Source organism: Haloarcula pelagica (assembly GCF_030127105.1).
In the GTDB taxonomy this organism is placed as follows: domain Archaea; phylum Halobacteriota; class Halobacteria; order Halobacteriales; family Haloarculaceae; genus Haloarcula; species Haloarcula pelagica.
In genome coordinates this window covers 2,383,927-2,399,807 of record NZ_CP126161.1, presented here as the reverse complement: position 1 = coordinate 2,399,807, position 15,881 = coordinate 2,383,927, and the positions used below count along the sequence as shown (strand labels likewise).

16 protein-coding genes are annotated in these 15,881 nt (G+C 67.0%); 8 read left to right on the top strand and 8 right to left on the bottom strand.

Translation table 11 applies throughout. The annotated features are described in order from the left end of the window. Positions 1–64 precede the first annotated feature (64 nt). On the bottom strand, positions 65–1,057 hold the full coding sequence (gene ncsA / locus P1L40_RS12600; RefSeq protein ID WP_284007458.1) for a tRNA 2-thiolation protein NcsA: 993 nt from the start codon (positions 1,055–1,057) through the stop codon (positions 65–67). A 111-nt stretch (positions 1,058–1,168) separates the two neighbouring features. Here ncsA and P1L40_RS12595 point away from each other — a divergent pair, with 111 nt between their 5' ends. Beyond that, positions 1,169–1,636 carry a DUF4442 domain-containing protein gene (locus tag P1L40_RS12595; RefSeq protein WP_284007456.1) on the top strand — a complete coding sequence of 156 codons (468 nt, stop codon included), beginning with the start codon at positions 1,169–1,171 and terminating at the stop codon, positions 1,634–1,636. On the opposite strand, the gene P1L40_RS12590 is transcribed toward P1L40_RS12595, so the two are convergent. Next, positions 1,637–2,335, bottom strand: coding sequence for an alpha/beta hydrolase (locus P1L40_RS12590; protein ID WP_284007455.1), 699 nt, complete (start codon positions 2,333–2,335; stop codon positions 1,637–1,639). It lies immediately after the preceding gene. 93 nt (positions 2,336–2,428) lie between these two features. Between P1L40_RS12590 and P1L40_RS12585 the strand changes: the two genes are divergently transcribed. Beyond that, a complete protein-coding gene (locus tag P1L40_RS12585) occupies positions 2,429–3,124 on the top strand; it encodes a DUF7095 family protein (RefSeq protein WP_379775898.1) in 696 nt (231 codons plus the stop codon). Here the strand turns inward: P1L40_RS12585 and P1L40_RS12580 are convergent, their stop codons facing one another. The 3 genes from P1L40_RS12580 to P1L40_RS12570 form a co-directional block, all read right to left on the bottom strand. Beyond that, positions 3,125–3,868, bottom strand: a complete 744-nt coding sequence (locus P1L40_RS12580; RefSeq protein WP_284011070.1) for a class I SAM-dependent methyltransferase — start codon at positions 3,866–3,868, stop codon at positions 3,125–3,127. 62 nt (positions 3,869–3,930) lie between these two features. After that, the gene (locus P1L40_RS12575; protein ID WP_284007452.1) at positions 3,931–4,761 is read right to left on the bottom strand and encodes a deoxyribonuclease IV; all 831 of its coding nucleotides are present in this window, start codon (positions 4,759–4,761) and stop codon (positions 3,931–3,933) included. A gap of 48 nt (positions 4,762–4,809) precedes the next feature. Continuing rightward, positions 4,810–5,484, bottom strand: coding sequence for a helix-turn-helix domain-containing protein (locus tag P1L40_RS12570; RefSeq protein WP_284007450.1), 675 nt, complete (start codon positions 5,482–5,484; stop codon positions 4,810–4,812). Between the two features lie 82 nt (positions 5,485–5,566). On the opposite strand from P1L40_RS12570, the gene P1L40_RS12565 reads away from it, so the two are divergent. The 5 genes from P1L40_RS12565 (at position 5,567) to P1L40_RS12545 (ending at position 10,578) form a co-directional block, all read left to right on the top strand. After that, positions 5,567–7,210 carry an NADH-quinone oxidoreductase subunit D gene (locus P1L40_RS12565; RefSeq protein ID WP_284007448.1) on the top strand — a complete coding sequence of 548 codons (1,644 nt, stop codon included), beginning with the start codon at positions 5,567–5,569 and terminating at the stop codon, positions 7,208–7,210. Positions 7,211–7,277: 67 nt separating this feature from the next. After that, positions 7,278–7,802 carry a peptide-methionine (S)-S-oxide reductase MsrA gene (msrA, locus tag P1L40_RS12560; RefSeq protein ID WP_284007445.1) on the top strand — a complete coding sequence of 175 codons (525 nt, stop codon included), beginning with the start codon at positions 7,278–7,280 and terminating at the stop codon, positions 7,800–7,802. Further along, complete coding sequence (locus tag P1L40_RS12555) at positions 7,799–8,221, top strand: acyl-CoA thioesterase (protein ID WP_284007443.1); 423 nt, start codon at positions 7,799–7,801, stop codon at positions 8,219–8,221. The genes msrA and P1L40_RS12555 overlap by 4 nt, the downstream gene beginning before the upstream one ends. A 262-nt stretch (positions 8,222–8,483) precedes the next feature. Further along, complete coding sequence (locus P1L40_RS12550) at positions 8,484–9,923, top strand: APC family permease (RefSeq protein ID WP_284007442.1); 1,440 nt, start codon at positions 8,484–8,486, stop codon at positions 9,921–9,923. Position 9,924: 1 nt separating this feature from the next. Then, a complete protein-coding gene (locus P1L40_RS12545) occupies positions 9,925–10,578 on the top strand; it encodes an NAD-binding protein (RefSeq protein ID WP_284007440.1) in 654 nt (217 codons plus the stop codon). Between the two features lie 7 nt (positions 10,579–10,585). On the opposite strand, the gene P1L40_RS12540 is transcribed toward P1L40_RS12545, so the two are convergent. Next, complete coding sequence (locus P1L40_RS12540) at positions 10,586–11,275, bottom strand: YqjF family protein (protein ID WP_284007439.1); 690 nt, start codon at positions 11,273–11,275, stop codon at positions 10,586–10,588. Positions 11,276–11,455: 180 nt separating this feature from the next. Here P1L40_RS12540 and P1L40_RS12535 point away from each other — a divergent pair, with 180 nt between their 5' ends. Then, positions 11,456–12,364 carry a serine/threonine-protein kinase RIO2 gene (locus P1L40_RS12535; protein ID WP_284007436.1) on the top strand — a complete coding sequence of 303 codons (909 nt, stop codon included), beginning with the start codon at positions 11,456–11,458 and terminating at the stop codon, positions 12,362–12,364. 220 nt (positions 12,365–12,584) lie between these two features. On the opposite strand, the gene P1L40_RS12530 is transcribed toward P1L40_RS12535, so the two are convergent. Together P1L40_RS12530 and P1L40_RS12525 are read right to left on the bottom strand one after the other, a co-directional pair. Then, entirely contained in the window at positions 12,585–15,131 is a 2,547-nt protein-coding gene (locus P1L40_RS12530; RefSeq protein ID WP_284007435.1) for a heavy metal translocating P-type ATPase, read from the bottom strand. Between the two features lie 130 nt (positions 15,132–15,261). Continuing rightward, the gene (locus tag P1L40_RS12525; protein ID WP_284007433.1) at positions 15,262–15,864 is read right to left on the bottom strand and encodes a class I SAM-dependent methyltransferase; all 603 of its coding nucleotides are present in this window, start codon (positions 15,862–15,864) and stop codon (positions 15,262–15,264) included. Positions 15,865–15,881: the final 17 nt, after the last annotated feature.

Below are 15,881 nucleotides of genomic sequence, written 5' to 3'. Positions count from 1 at the left end.
GAGTGGGAAGTAGTACTCGAACGGTGATAGTATCAACGGGACAGTATCGAAGTTGACAACGGTCTCAGGCGTCCAGCGCGTCCAGCAGGTTGCACTTCCGGCAGCGGTCGCGGGCGGTCGGCGCGCCGCAGTTCTCACACTCCCCGAAGTCGGCCTCGGCGTCGTCACCGCCGTAGGTGTCGGCCGCCAGGGCGGCCAGTTTCTCGTAGCCAGCCATGATCGAGTGGCGCGTCCCGGGGTGGTTCTGTTCGAGGCCCAGCATCAGCTCCTGGATCTCTCCCCGGTAGGCCTCCTCGGCGTGGGGACACTCGGTGATGTGGGCCGGCAGGTCCCGGAAGCGAGCGTACAGCGCGACCTCCTTCTCGGGGATGTCACGCAGGGGTTTGGCCCGCGGGACGTGGTGGTCCTGTGTTTCGCGGGCGCGGTCGGTCGGCGCGTCCCCGTCGCCCTCGAAGGGGCCCAGCGAGGCGTCGAAGTGTTTCGCCATCTGTGCGACATCGCCCTCCAAGAAGTTCATCAGCGCCGTCTCGGCCTCGTCGTCGAGATTGTGGCCGGTCAGCAGTTTGTCAGCGTCCAGTTTCTCGGCGTACCGCGAGAGCACGTCCCGGCGGAACACGCCGCAGTAGGCACAGGCGGCCATCCCTTCGGGGTCGTCCTCGACGACCTCGTCCATCCGGACGCCGAACTCGGACTCGTAGCCGACGACCTCGTGGCGGATGCCCAGCGCGTCTGTCAGCTCCCGGCTGGCGTCTAGACTCTCGTCGCGGTAGCCCTCGATGCCCTCGTGGATCGAGAGCGCGACGAGTTCGATCCGTGGGTCCTGCTCGAAGACATCGGTCAGGATCTCCGTCAGGACGACGCTGTCTTTCCCCCCGGAGAGCCCGACGACCCACGTCTCGGGGTCCTCCGGCGTCGCGTCGTCGGGGACCAGCCCGTCCTCGCGGATCCGGCGGCGGACCCGTTTCTCGACGGCCCGACAGAGGTGGTCCTCACAGAGATAGAGCCCCGAGTAGGCCGCGTGCAGCACCGCGTCCGCACCGCACTTGTCACACTCCATTACCCCTGCTTTCGCGTGGGCAGTGGTGAGGGTTTCGTCTCGGTTTGGAACCTCGTACGAGTTGTTTCGAGAGGGAAACCGTGATGTGTGTCTGGCCCCCTGCTGTGTGTAATGGGCGAGTCCCTGCGGACGAGATTAGAGCGGGTGGTGTTCAACTGGTGGCCCTCCTATCTGGGGACCGGTGGCCGGGTGACACACATCGAGGACGACTGGTCGGAGATCCACCTGAAACTCCCGCTGTCCTGGCGGACCCGAAACATCGTCGGCACCATCTTCGGCGGGAGTCTCTACAGTGCTGTCGACCCCTTCTACATGGTGATGCTCATGCGACGGCTCTCCGAGGAGTACGTCGTCTGGGACAAAGACGCCGCCATCCGCTTTCGCAAGCCCGCGACCGAGACGCTGTACGCGACCTTCGAGATGCCCGACGTGGAGGTCGAGCGCATCGAAACAGCACTGACAGATCAGGAATCGGTCGACCGGGAGTACACCGTCGACCTCGTCGACAGCGAGGGCGTCGTCTACGCGACCGTCGAGAAGACCGTCCACGTCAGCACCGACGAGGACAAACGCGCCTGATCAGAGCGCAGCGGGGCCCCGGTCCAGCGCGGCGAGCACGGTGTCGATGTGTCGCTCCCGACTCGACGAGGAGAACAGTTCGTGCCCGCCCTGGTACAGTCGGATGCGGTCGGCGTGGAGTCGCCGGCCGACGGCGCGGGGATCGACGACCCGGTCAGTGAGCGTACAGAAGGCGACGGCGTCCTCGCGGGCGGGCGGGAGGCGGTCGTGGGCGCGGCCGGTCGTCCGCAGGAAGGCCGGCGAGGCAGCGTCGGGGCCGTCGGCCAGTTGTGCCTCGGTCGCCAGGTCGCCGATAGCGTCGCCCTCCAGGTTCCCGGTCGGGACGACCGGTTTCGAGACCGGGAGACTCGTCACGAAATCGACGACCGCGTCGGGCAGCGGGAGGTCGCTGCCCCACCACGGCGAAAGGTAGACGCGGTTCGTCACGCCCGGATCGTCGAGGAAGGCCGTCGTGAGTCCGCCGGCGCTGTGGGCGAGGATCGGGAACTCGCCGAGGTCGGCGGCGTACTCACGGACGGGATCGACCCACTCGCGCTGGAGGTCGGTGATGTGGGTGGGGAGTTCGACCACGTGGGTCCGGTACTCACGGGCGACCCGGTCGACGAGCCACTGGACGTTCTCGTGGCGACAGCGGTTCCCCCAGCCCAACACGAGGAGACAGTCCTGCTCGGCGCCGTCGTCGTACACCCGGATCTGCATGGACGGCGCTGGGGCACCGTCGGTGAAAAAACCGTCCCCCGCGACGGAGAGGCAGGGTTTTCAGCGACCGCGTCCTACGCACCGTCAATGAGCATGGACCGTTCGACGGCCGTCGAGCGCGTCGAGGAGATCGTCGCGACCGTCGAGGACGAACGGATGGCGGTTCCAGTCCGGGAGGTGTGGGTGTTCGGCGACGTTGCGCTGGGACTCGATCCGATCGACCGCCTGGATGTCTACGTCACCAAGGACATCCTGTTCAAAGACGCCCCCGACCGGGCCGAGGAGTTCCAGCGGAGCCACGGCGTCGACGGCGTCGGCAAGACGGTCCGGGCCGCGTGGGCCGAGGAGTTCCCCGACTACCTGCGGGCCAACGCCAACGGCCACGCCGCGCCCGAGAAGTGCCTGGCCGCCCACCTCCTGCCCGACACAGACGAGCCGATCCACTTGGAGGTGTGTAACGCCTCCTTCGACGACAACGTCACCCAGCGGCTCAAGGGGGCGATGGCCCGCGACGACTACGAGCAACTCCTCGACCCGCGGGGTGCCTGCCTGTGGGTAGGGGGTGAGGCGAGCGGAGCGGGGCGATCCTCGTCGGACGCGTCCGACGGTGGACAGCGGTCGGCCGAGGCCTTCGAGAAACTGCGCAACGGCGAGTTCGTCCTCCCGACGCTGTCGGGCGCCCTGGAGATGCTCGGGATGGAGGAAGCCGAGGCCAGTGAGGCCGCCGACGCGGTCCGTACCTCCCGGGAACGCCAGGACGGGCCGTCGGTGCGGGGCGACGTAGTCTGACTACACCCGCCCGACGGTGACGAAGAAGGGGACCGTCTCGCGGCGCTCGTACGCCCGGTCGCCCATCTGATCGACGACGGTCCGGCCCATCTTCCGCCACCGCTCACGCAGACGGTCGAGTTCTTCCGGAGTGGTCTCGCCGTCCAAGATCGTCTCACGGTCGCTCTCCAGCCCCTCTCCTGTCGCTTTCCGACGCGCCGCGCGGACCGCCTGCTCGCCGTACGGCGGGGCGATCTCTCGGACCTGGTCGTACCGGCGCGTCGAGACCACCGACAGGCCGGCCCCCCGGAAGAGGTCGGCCGCGTCGTCGCCGAGCGCCACGTCGGTGTCAACGCCGTCGAGGTAGAACCGTCGGGCCCGCCGGGCCAGCGGCGGTTCGGCCGCGACCGTCGACTCGACGGTGACCGCCGCGTTGTCCGGTTCGACGGCCGCGATCCGGTCGGTGGCCACGCGGGCGAACTCCCGGACCGCCGCGCCCGGGTCCGGGAGGTTGATCAGCAGTGCCTGACAGACCACCAGATCGAAACTGTCGTCGGCGAAGGGGAGCCTGGTGGCGTCGCCCTGGACCGTCGGCTGGCCGACCGCGGCCAGCAGGTCGGCGTCGGCGTCGACGCCGACGACGGTCCCGTCCGTCTCCTCCCGGAGGACGCGGGTGAGTTCGCCGGTGCCACAGCCCACGTCGAGCACGCGGTCGGCGTCGGCGAGCCCGAGGTCGGCGAGCGCCTCGCGGGAGTCGGCCCACATCCCCGTTCGGGTGGCTTCCAGGTAGTCCGCAGTGAACTGTCGCACGGGTTCCTTCGAAGGATCTATTCCCGGAGTTCCCGGACTCGGTCGATGTTCCAGTCGAAGCTCTTGCCGTTCTCGGTCGGCGTCTCGAGGACGAGGGGCACGTCGGCGACGGCGTCGTGGTTGAGGAACGCACGCATCCCCGCCTTGCCGATCTCGCCCTCGCCGATGTGGGCGTGTTCGTCCTTGTTCGTCCCGCAGGCGTGTTTCGAGTCGTTGAGATGGACACAGGCCAGATCCTCCAGCCCGACGACCGCGTCGAACTCGGCGAACGTCTCCTCGACCCCCTCGGGGGTCGAGAGGTCGTAGCCGGCGGCGAAGGCGTGGGCGGTGTCCAGACAGAACTCGATGTCGAGGCCGGTCCGTTCCTGGACCGTCGCCAGGTGTTCGAAGTCGCCGCCCAGTTTCGTCCCGCTGCCGGCGTCGGACTCGACGAGGACGGTGACGCCCTCGGGCACGTCCAGTTCGTCGAGCGCCGAGGCGGCGTTGTCGAGGCCGCCGTCGACGCCGGCGCCGGTGTGGGCGCCCAGATGGACGTTGACGTAGTCGATGTCGAGTTTCGCGGCGGCGTCGACCTCCTTTTGCATCGAGTCGACGGATTTCTCGCGGAGGTCGTCTTTGGGCGTACAGAGGTTGACCAGGTACGAGGAGTGGATGACCCACGGCCCCACGTCGTGTTCGGCCGAGCGGTCTCGGAACTTCGCCGCCTCGTCGTCCTCGATGTTGGGGTCCTGCCAGACCTGTGGTGAATGGGAGAAGATCTGGCCGCAGTTGCCGCCGTAGTCGACCTGCTCGTCGACGGCGTTGTACGCGCCGCCAGCGATAGAAGTGTGTGCACCCACTCTGAGCATACCGCTGGATCGGGTTCGACCGGCCAAAGAGGTTCCGGACCGCCCCGATCACACCGGCCCGGCGTCCGAATCGACGAGCCCGGCCATCACGCGGGCCTCCGCCTTCCGGAGGTGTTCGGCCGCGGTCCCGGGCGCACAGTCGATGCGCTCTGCGACATCCGCGACGCTACCGCCCCGCGGATTGTCGTAGTAGCCGGTCTCGACGGCGGCCGCGACGGCCGCGAACTGCCGGTCGGTGAGCGTGCTCCCGGTGTCCAGCCGCCTGCTGTCGTACGTGCCGACCTCCAGTACGTCCACGTCGATCGAATCGGGGACGGCCTCGACGGCGCGCTGGACGGCCTGTCCCGGCCCGACCAGCGTCAGTTCGACGGTGCCGTCGGCCAGGTACGCGATCGGCGAGACGACGACCAGGCGGGCCCGCGTCAGCGCCTCGACGAGCGCCGCGTCGGTCTCGCTCGGGCGGTCCTGGACGTAGAGGTAGAACGTCTCGTCCGGACACGTCGTGATGGCGTAGTCGACGACGATGTCGGTCGCCTCCAGAGCCGCCCGGTAGGGGTCGGGCGGGAAGCCGTCGACGTGAAAGAGGAGCGTCTGGAGTTCCTCGCCGACGCTGTTGCCCCGCAGCATGTAGCTGGCGTCGTACCCCTCCGTCTCGACGAGGAACTGGTGCATCGGGTGGCGGATCTCGGGGCCCATCGCCAGCGAGAGCCGAACGTACTTCACAGCTGTCGTTTCGGTGCCACGTATAAATGCGCCTCGCATCAGAGGCACCAGTTCGACGGGGGTTGCCCGCGTGGGTACGCGTATGTCCCGGACAGTCGCCGTCGCCGACCAGGCAGGGGAGTCGGCGCTCGTCGCGCCGATCCGCGAACACGTCTTGGAGACCGAGCACCACGGGAACGCCCCCGCAGTCGTCGTCCGCGCAGACGAGGTCCAGAACGTCCTCTCGACGCTGAAGACGGAGGCCGGGCTGGACCACTGTGCCTGTGTCACCGCCCAGGCCTACGAGGACCGTTACGAGAGCATCTACCACCTCCGGAGCTACGACGATCCCACGAAGGAACTGTCCGTGGTCGTCCCCTCGCCGACCGACGACCCACACAACGAGTCGGCTGCGCCGGTGTACCCGACCGCCGGGTGGCACGAGCGGGAGGCCTACGATCTGGTCGGCATCGAGTACGACGGCCACCCAGACCTGCGACGCATCCTCCTGCCCGAGACCTGGCAGGGCCACCCGCTCTCGCCCGACTACGACCAGAACCAGCCCCAGATCGTCACCTACCGCGAACACGAGCGCATCCTCGAAGACCGCCGCGAGGGGCCCGACACCATGCACATCAACATGGGGCCACACCACCCCTCGACTCACGGCGTCCTCCACCTGAACGTCACGCTGGACGGGGAGACGGTCGCGGACGTGGACCCAGACATCGGCTACATCCACCGCTGTGAGGAACAGATGTGCGAGCAAGGGACCTACCGCCACCAGATCATGCCCTACCCCGACCGCTGGGACTGGAGCGGCGCCGGCCTCTGTAACGAGTGGGCATACGCCCGTGTCATCGAGGACATGGCCGACATCGACGTGCCCGAGTACGCCCAGGTGATCCGGACGATGAGCGCCGAGTTCTCCCGCATCCTCGGGCACATGCTCGCGGTCGCGACCTACGCGCTGGACGTGATCAGCGAGTTCACCGCCGTCTTCCAGTGGGGGATTCGGGACAGAGAGATCGTCCAGAACATCCTCGAAGACCTCACCGGCCAGCGGCTGATGTTCAACTACTTCCGGGTCGGCGGCGTCGCCTGGGACCTGCCCGAACCCCGCGCGGACTTTTTCGAGAAGATCCGGACGTTCGTCGATTCGCTCCCCCGGAAACTCACCGAGTACCACGACATGCTGACCAGCAACGAGGTGTTTCAAAAGCGGACCGTCGACACCGGACACCTCGCGGCCGAGACCGCCAAGGCCTACGGCTGTACCGGGCCGGTCGCGCGGGGGTCGGGCGTCGACTACGATCTCCGGCGGGACGACTCCTACGGCTACTACGACGAACTGGAGTGGTCGGTCGCAACCGAGCAGAGCGGCGACAACTTCGCCCGCGTGCTGGTCCGGATGCGCGAGGTCGAGGAGTCGGCGAAGATCATCGAGCAGTGTGTCGATCTCCTCGAAGAGTGGCCCGAGGAGGACCGCGAGATCCAGGCCAACGTCCCGCGGACGCTACGGCCCGATCCGGACACGGAACTCTACCGCGCCGTCGAGTCCGCGAAAGGCGAACTGGGGATCTACATGCGTTCGGACGGTACCGAGAAACCCGCCCGGTTCAAGATCCGTGGCCCCTCCTTCTCACACGTCCAGGTGCTCCCGGCGATCTCCGAGGGCGAGTTCATCCCGGACCTGGTCGCCAGTATCGGCAGTCTCGACCCGATCATGGGCGATGTCGACCGGTAGCGACCCGGGTGTCGGCGTGTCGCCTCTCGGCCGTCGCCTTTTGTAGTTCGCGCGCGTACGCGAGAGTATGACAGCACAGGCGACGTTCGCGGGCGGCTGTTTCTGGTGTACCGAGTCCGTCTTCAAGCAAGTCAGGGGCGTCGAGAGAGTCGTCTCGGGGTACGCCGGCGGCCACGTCGAAGACCCCAGCTACGAGGCGGTCTGTCGGGAGGAGACCGGTCACGCCGAGTGTGTCCAGATCACGTACGACCCGGACGTTGTGAGCTACGAGGACCTGCTTGCGGTCTTTTTCACGACGCACAACCCGACGACGCTGAACCGTCAGGGCAACGACGTGGGGACACAGTACCGCTCGGCCGTGTTCTACCACGACGAGGCCCAACGGACTGCCGTCGAGGCGTTCATCGAGGAGATCCAGCCGGGCTACGACGACGACATCGTCACCGAAGTCGAACCCCTGGAGACGTTCTACCCCGCCGAGGAGTACCACCAGGACTACTTCGAGAAGAACCCCAACCAGGCCTACTGCACCATGACGATCCCGCCGAAGATCGAGAAGCTCAAGCAGAAACACGCGGAACTCCTGGCATGAGCTTCGAGTACACGACGGAAGTCTCGGTGCGGTACGACGATCTGGACACGTACGGTCACGTCAACAACGTCCGCTACGGGACCTATCTCGAAGAGGCGCGGATCGACTATCTAGCCGATGTCGTCGGCAGCGGCGAGGACGACTTGCTGACCGCGACCGGTGGCGGGACCGGCATCGTCATCGCCAACCTAGAGCTCGACTTCGAACAGCCGATCCGGATGACAGACAGCGTCACCGTCGGCGTCCGGGTCCCACGCTTGGGCGAGAAGAGCTTCCTCTTCGAGTACGAGGTCCGGAACGACGACACGGTCGCGGCGACCGGCGAGACGACCGTCGTCACCTACGGTCGCGACGAGCAGGCCCCCGTCCCGATCCCCGACAGTTGGCGCGAGTCGATCGGCCAGTTCGAAGGGTTGTAGCGGCCAGCGGCCGGTTTTCGAGTAGCACTCGTGTCGAGCGGCCGGACTGTGCGTCTGACGCTATACACCTGTTGTCACGATAGGAAACGTCGATGGGGCGTCGTCCCGCTCGCTGGGGTACACGCTTCGGACGCACCCACAGTTTGAATTGAGAGCCCTTGCTAGACACGATCACGCGCATGGACCTAGGACAGTCGACCGGCGACAGCGCGAACCGGGGCGTCAAGGACACGACAGCAGCGGGAAGCCCGGACAGCGAGCGATGAGTAGTCACGGCAAACGCGCCCCGGAGGCCGAACTCGGCCTGCTCGACGCGACGATGATCGGGATGGGCGCGATGATCGGCGCCGGCATCTTCGTCCTGACCGGGTTGGCCGCAGAGATCGCCGGCCCGGCAGCGTTGCTCGTCTTCGTCCTCAACGGGATCGTCACCGCCTTCACGGCGCTGTCGTACGCCGAACTGGCTTCGGCGATCCCCAAGAGCGGCGGTGGCTACGCCTTCGTCCGCGAGGTGTTCGCGGACCTGCCGTCGTTCATGATGGGGTGGTTACTCTGGTTCGCGTACATGGTCGCCGGCGGACTGTACGCGCTCGGGTTCGCGCCGAACTTCCTTGAGTTGCTGCACGTCTACGGGCTGACGGCCGCGCCCGGCGAGGTCGGATCCGTCGCGATCCCCGCTCTCGGGGTCGGCGTGCCCGTCGCGGTCGGACTGGCGTTCCTGGCGGTCCTCCTGCTCGTGTCGCTGAACGCCGCCTCGACGGCCGCCAGCGGGAGCGTCGAGACGATCTTCACGGCGATCAAGGTGAGTATCCTCGTCGTGTTCGTCGGCTACGGCGTCACCTCGCCACAGTTCTCCGGCGCGGAGTTCCAGCCGCTCTTTCCCGGGGACAAGACCGCGTTCAGCATCCTCCCGGCGATGGGCCTGACGTTCATCGCCTTCGAGGGGTACGACCTCATCACGACGGTCACCGAGGAGGTCAAGAACCCGCGAGAGAACATCCCCAAAGCCATCTTCATCAGTCTGGCCGTGACGCTCGTCGTCTACATCGCCGTTGTCAGTGTCGCCATCGGCACACTCGGCTGGGTCGACCTAGCACGCGCCGGCGAGGCCGGCATCGCGGAGGCCGCGACGAACTTCATGCCGCAGTTCCCGGTCATCGGCAACGGCGGCGCCGTCATCGTCTTCGGCGCGGTGTTCTCGACGCTGACGGCACTGAACGCGGTGGTGATCGCCTCCTCGCGGGTGGCGTTCTCGATGGGGCGTGAGGGCCAGTTGCTCCCCTCGTTCGGCCAGCTCCACCACCGGTTCGGGACGCCGTTCTGGGCGATCCTCGCGAGCGCGGTGGTGATGTTGAGTTCGGTCGTGTTGCCGACCCAGAGCGCCGGGAACATGTCGAGTCTGTTCTTCCTGCTCTCTTTCGTCATCGTCAACGGCTCGGTCATCAAGCTCCGGCGCGAGCGGCCCGATATGGCACGGCCGTACGAACTGCCGTACTACCCGGTTCCGCCCGTCCTGGGGATCGCCCTGAACCTGCTGTTGACCGGCGTGCTCGTGGTCTACCTGCTCCGGACGGACGTGCTCGCACTGCTTTTGAGCGGCGGCTGGATCGGCCTCGGTGTCGTCGCATACTACGGATTGACGACACTCAGGACATCGGCGGAGGAGGCCGAGACGGAACGAGCGGCCGCGGAGGACGACTAACATGACACAGGACATATCGGTCATCATCGTCGGCGGTGGGCGTGTCGGCTTCCAGACAGCGGAGTTACTCGACGACCGCGGTCACAAGATCACGATCGTCGAGCGCGACCCTGCCGTCTGTGAGGCACTGACCGACGAGTGGCTCGCGACGGTCATCAAGGGCGACGCGACGAACCCGGAGATCCTCGCCCAGGGAGGCCTGGAGAAAGCGGATGTCGTCGCCGGCCTGACCGGCTTGACCGGGGTGAACCTCGCGGTCTGTATGATGGCGACCCGGCTGTCGCCGGACACCCGAACCGTCGCGCGGATCGACCACGGGGACGGAGCCGGCTACGAGGAGTTCGTCGACGCCATCGTCTACCCCGAACGGTCGGGTGCGCGCGTCGCCGCCAACGAGATCGTCGGCAGCGACGTGCAGACACTGGCCGACGTAACCGGGACCCTCGACATCATGGAAGTGCTCGTCGAGGAAGGCGCACCGGCCGCGGGGAAACAGCTCGCCAACGTCCGGTTCCCGGCCGGAACGCTCGTCATCTCCGACGAGGACGGCGATCGAATCGCCCAGCCGGACACGGAACTCCGTCCCGGTCGCCGGTACGTCGTCGCTGTCGAGCCCGATGTCGTCGACGAGGTCATGAACCTCCTCCGGGGGTAGTCGTGTCTCAGAGCCGCTTGCTCCGTGACGCGACGACATCCAACCCGGGGCTGTAGTAGTAGACCGGGTCCGCGTCTGGGCGTGCGAACCCGGCCGAGGCGAGAAGCGTGTCCGTGCCGATATCGGCCTCAGCCGGGTAGAGCGTCCAGGGGTCGTGGTCGACATCGGTGTAGCGGATCGAGCCGTCCGGTGCCTGCGTGTAGAACCGATAGCGCTCGACGAGAAACGCCGCGAGCGGGTCCGACGGCGCGGAGAACGGCTCACCGCTCGGCCAGTACGTCCCCTCGTAGCGAGCAGGACGTGCCCCCGGGTGGTGCCGGCGGCTGGTGAACCGAACACGTCCCTGCTCCCATCGCAGCCCGATTCGGGCGTAGAAGTACGGCAAGTGGTGGAACAGGCGTGCGCCGACGACGCTTGCGACCCCCTGTGCGTCCAGGCTGAAGAAGTAGACGCTGGGGACACCCCGGTGGGTGACGTACGTTCTGAGGTTCAGTTCCGGGAGCCTGATCCCGAGCGGTTCCGGCAGGCCTTTCGGTCTGACGGCGACGTTCGTGAACGGGACAGCAGAGAGCCAGGCAGTGCCGTCGTGAACGTCCGGTTCCAGCACCGCCGGGAGATGTGCGTCCATCACGTCCGGGTCGACCGGCCAGTTCTCGAACAGGAGGTGTCGCCACCCCATCTCCAGCGGAAGGACCATGGCGTCTCTCGGTGGTCCGTCGGAAAACACTTTGTGCCGGGTCGGACCAGACGCGAGTAGCGTCGACGGCCCCGATCGGGCAGGCGACCGATCACCATTCTGTATAGCGAGATAAGATATATCGTGGTCGGCCCGTCCGACGCGCCGAGCTTTTACCAGTCCGGCGAGTACGAGCGTGTAATGGTCGAAAACGTCGCCCCGGTGGTCGCCGAGCTGGAGCAGGACGACATCAACCTGCTGTCGGGGGTCGAACACGGGATGCGGTTCTCGGAGTACGTCGCCCGCGAGAAACTCGTCGAGTTCTCCCGGCTGACCGCGGAGGAGGTCGACTACCGGCTGGATCGGTGTGAGGACCGCGGCCTCGTCGAGCGCAAGACCATCCAGTACCAGGGGTTCAAGCTCACCTTCGAGGGGTACGACGCGCTCGCGCTCCACACCTTCGCCCAGCGCGAGACGCTCGAAGGTGTCGGCGCGCCCCTGGGGGTCGGCAAGGAGAGCGATGTCTACGAGGCCCAGTCGTACAAGCCACTGGCCCTGAAGTTCCACCGCGAAGGGTACACGAACTTCCGGGAGGTGATGAAAGAACGCGAGTACACCGCCGACCGGGAACACGTCTCCTGGCAGTACACGGCCCGCAAGGCCGCCGAACGGGAGTACGAAGCCCTGGAGACGCTGTATCCCGACGTGTCCGTCCCACAGCCGGTCGACACGAACCGCCACGCGATCGTCATGGAGAAGATCGACGGCGTCGAACTCTCCCGGACCAAACTCTCGGACCCACAGGTGGTGCCCGTCCTGGAACTGGTCCTCGACGAGATGGGGACCGCCTACGACGCGGGGTTCGTCCACGCCGATATGAGCGAGTACAACGTCTTCGTCACCGAGCAAGGTGTCGTCGTCTTCGACTGGCCCCAGGCCGTCCCGACGGACCACGAGAACGCGCGGGAACTGTTGACCCGCGACATCGAGAACATCGTGAACTACTTCAAGCGGAAGTACCCCGCACTCGTCGGGTCGGTCGATACGGACGCGCTCGCGGGCGCGATCGCCGCGGGCGAGTTCGAAGAACTGGCCGCATACACCGAGTAGCCCGTTTCTGGCCGGGACCCGAAATCGACAGGGGACTCCGGCAGCGGACGGCGATAAACTTTATGCCACGATATCAAATCCGCCATCGCGCGGAATGCCCTCGAAGAGCGGCGGGCGCAGTGTGTTGTGTCTACTGGGGTGTGTCTGTCCAGGGCAAGCTACCAGTCGAGAATCCGTCGGAGTAGTCGGTGCAGTGCCGGGTCGGTAGCCCCGCTCGGGATCAGTCGCTCGCGTCGAGACTGACTCCGTCCGCCCGGACGCGGGAGAGTCGCATCGCGTTGCCGGTGACGCCGACGGTCATCCCGGCGTCGCCGGCGAGCACCGCGAGCCAGATGGGGACGAGCTGGAACGGTACCGCGAGCGCGAGGCCGGCCTTGACGAGGAGGCTCGCGCCGATGTTCTGCCGGATGACACCGTTGGCTTTGCCCGCGAGTTCGTAGAGGTAGGGCAGTTTCGAGAGGTCGTCGCCCATCAGCGCCACGTCGGCCGTCTCCAGTGCGGTGTCGGTGCCGGCCGCGCCCATCGCCACGCCGACGGTCGCCGTCGCCATCGCCGGAGCGTCGTTGATCCCGTCGCCGACCATCGCCGCGCCGCCCTCTAACTCCTCGACCAGCGCCTCGACGGCCGCGACCTTCTCGTCGGGGAGCAGTTCGGCGCGGTAGTCGTCGACGCCGACCCGCTCGGCGATCGCCGCCGCGGTCCGGTCGTTGTCGCCGGTCAACATCACCGTCCGCTCGACACCGAGGGCTTTCAGCCGCTCGATGGCCGCCGCGGCCTCGGGCCGAACCTCGTCGGCGACGGCGATGACCCCTTCCAGTTCGTCCTCGGTCCCGACGAGCACGACGGTCTTGCCCTCCGACTGGAGTGTGGGGACGGTGTCGGCGAGCAGATCGAGACAGTCGTTTCGCTCGCACAACTGCTGGCTGGTCCGGGTGACGACGCCGCCGTCGGTCGTCGCGTGGACGTGCGAGAGGTCGAACCCGAGTTCGGCGAAGAGCCCTGGCTTGCCGGCGTAGTGGGGCGTCCCGTCGAGTTCGGCCCGGACCCCTTTGCCGGTGATACTCTCGAAGTCGTCGACCTCGCGTTCGTCGAGGTCGGCCCCCTCGGCCCGCTGGACGATCGCTTCGCTGATGGGGTGTTCGCTCCGGGTTTCGAGCCCGCGGGCACACCGCAACACGTCCGCTTCGGTGTTCCCGTTGAGCGCCACTACGTCGGTCACCGTCAGTTCGCCCTTGGTGAGGGTCCCGGTCTTGTCGAAGGCGACGGCGTCGACCGCACCCATCGCTTCGAGGTGGGAACCGCCCTTGATCAGGACGCCGTTCTTCGCGGCGCTCGTGAGCCCCGACACGACCGAGACGGGCGTCGAGATGACGAAGGCACAGGGACAGGCCAACACGAGCAGCGTCAGGCCGTTGACGAACGCCTCGGACCACGTCGTCCCCAGAAGGAACGGCCCGCCGACCGTCACGAGGACCGCGAACGCGACCACGGCAGGCGTGTAGTAGGCGGCGAAGCGCTCGACGAACTGCTCGCGGTCGGTCTTGTTCGACTGGGCGTCCTCGATCATCTCGACGATCCGGGAGAGGGTGTTGTCGCTCGCGGCGGAGGTGACCTCGACTTCGAGGTATCCACCCTCGTTGATCGTCCCGGCGTACACCTCGTCGCCGGTGGTCTTGTCGATCGGTACCGATTCGCCGGTGATGGGGGCCTGATTGACCGCGCTGTTTCCGTCGACCACGTCGCCGTCCATCGGGATCTTCTCGCCGGGCCTGACGACGACCACGTCACCGACGGCGACGGCTTCGACGGGGACGGTCTCCGTGTCCTCGCCGCGCTTGACCGTCGCCTCGTCGGGCGAGAGGTCCATCAGTTCCTGTAGCGAGTCGCGGGCGCGGTCCATCGAGACGCGTTCGAGGAGTTCGGCGAAGCTAAACAGCGTCGCCAGCGTCGCGGCCTCGAAGTACAGCGCCTCGCCGAAGGCCAGACTGGCCGCCAGCGCGCCCAGGATCGCGACGCTCATCAGGAAGTCGATGTCGAGGTTCAGGCTCTTCGCGGAGTAGTAGCCGTTCCGGACGATCGACTGGCCGGCGACCGCGACAGCGACCAGAAACAGCACGTCGGCGAGCAACAGCGGTTCGCCGAGGACGGTCGCGAGTTCGGGGTTGGCGCCGCCGACGAGAAACTCCAGTGCCAGCCCGGCAGCGAGGAAGACGGCGCCGACGGCGGTCTTTTTCGCCCGCGTGCTGCGCCAGACGCCGGCTGTGGCCCCCTGTTCACGGTCGCTATCGTCGGTACCCCCGCCGTCGCTGTCGACGACCTCGTAGCCAGCGCTCTCGATGGCGTCGACGAGGGTGGCCTCGCTCGTGCGCCCGGCGTCGTACGAGACGATCACGCGCCCCGTCGTCGGCCGGGTCTCGTAGCCCGTGACGCCGTCGACCCGGTCGAGGCTGGTCTCCACCTTCCCGGCACAGGAGGCACAGTCCATCTCCGGAACCGAGAGCGTGATCGTTTCGTCGCCGTCGCTGTCGACGACCTCGTAGCCAGCGCCCTCGATAGCGTCGACGATATCGGACTCGGTCGCCCGCGCCCGGTCGTAAGTGACGACTACTCGGCCGGTGGTCGGCCGTGTCTCGTAGTCGAGGACACCGTCGACCCGGTCGAGCCCGCTCGCTACCTTCCCCGCACAGGAGGCACAGTCCATGTCGGGGACCGAGAGCCGGATCGTCGTGCCGGTCGATGTTTCGTGGTCCGAATCAGGGGGGCTCATTGTGTGAACGTAGTTCGCCACAGATTATTAAACTGGCTGTTAAAAATGGGCCGTTGGACCCAACTACTTGCTAAAGTATCTCGGATTATTTAATAACCTTCGCCAGCGACGACGCCACGACAGTCCGGCGTCAGTCCCGGGCGAGCGTCGCGAAGACGAACTCCGTACTCGATCCGAGCGGATCGTCGGCGGTCGTGGTCCGAAGGTCGTCGAACCCGGCCTCGCGGAGCCACTCCAGCGTGGTCGCCCGGCCGGGCGAGGAGAAGAACATCTCGCCGCCCATCCAGCCCCGCCGGACCGTCTCGAAGCGCCCGCCCGGCAGCGTCATGAGCAGGACACCGCCGGGTCTGAGGACCCGGGCGAACTCCGCGAAGACACCGCGTTGCTGGTCCCGCGGGACGTGGAACACCGCGTGGTAGGCGGTGACGCCGTCCACCGTGTCCGCGGCCAGCGGGATCGCAGTCATATCTGCCTGGAGGAGGCGAGCCTGCGGGACGGTCTCGGCCGCCAGATCGAGGCCGGCCCGGGAGAAGTCCAGGCCGAGGCTCCCGGGCGGGAGGTTGGCGAGCGTCCGCGCGCCGTCGCCACACCCGACATCGAGGACGACCGGGTCGGCAGGGAGTCCCGCCAGAAAATCGTCGAGTAACGCGGCGTCGGAACCGCTCGGGTCACGCGACCGGGCGTACGTCTCGGACACCGCGTCCCAGGCCGCTCGAACGTCGTTTCGGTCCATGGTCCGGATACGGGCTG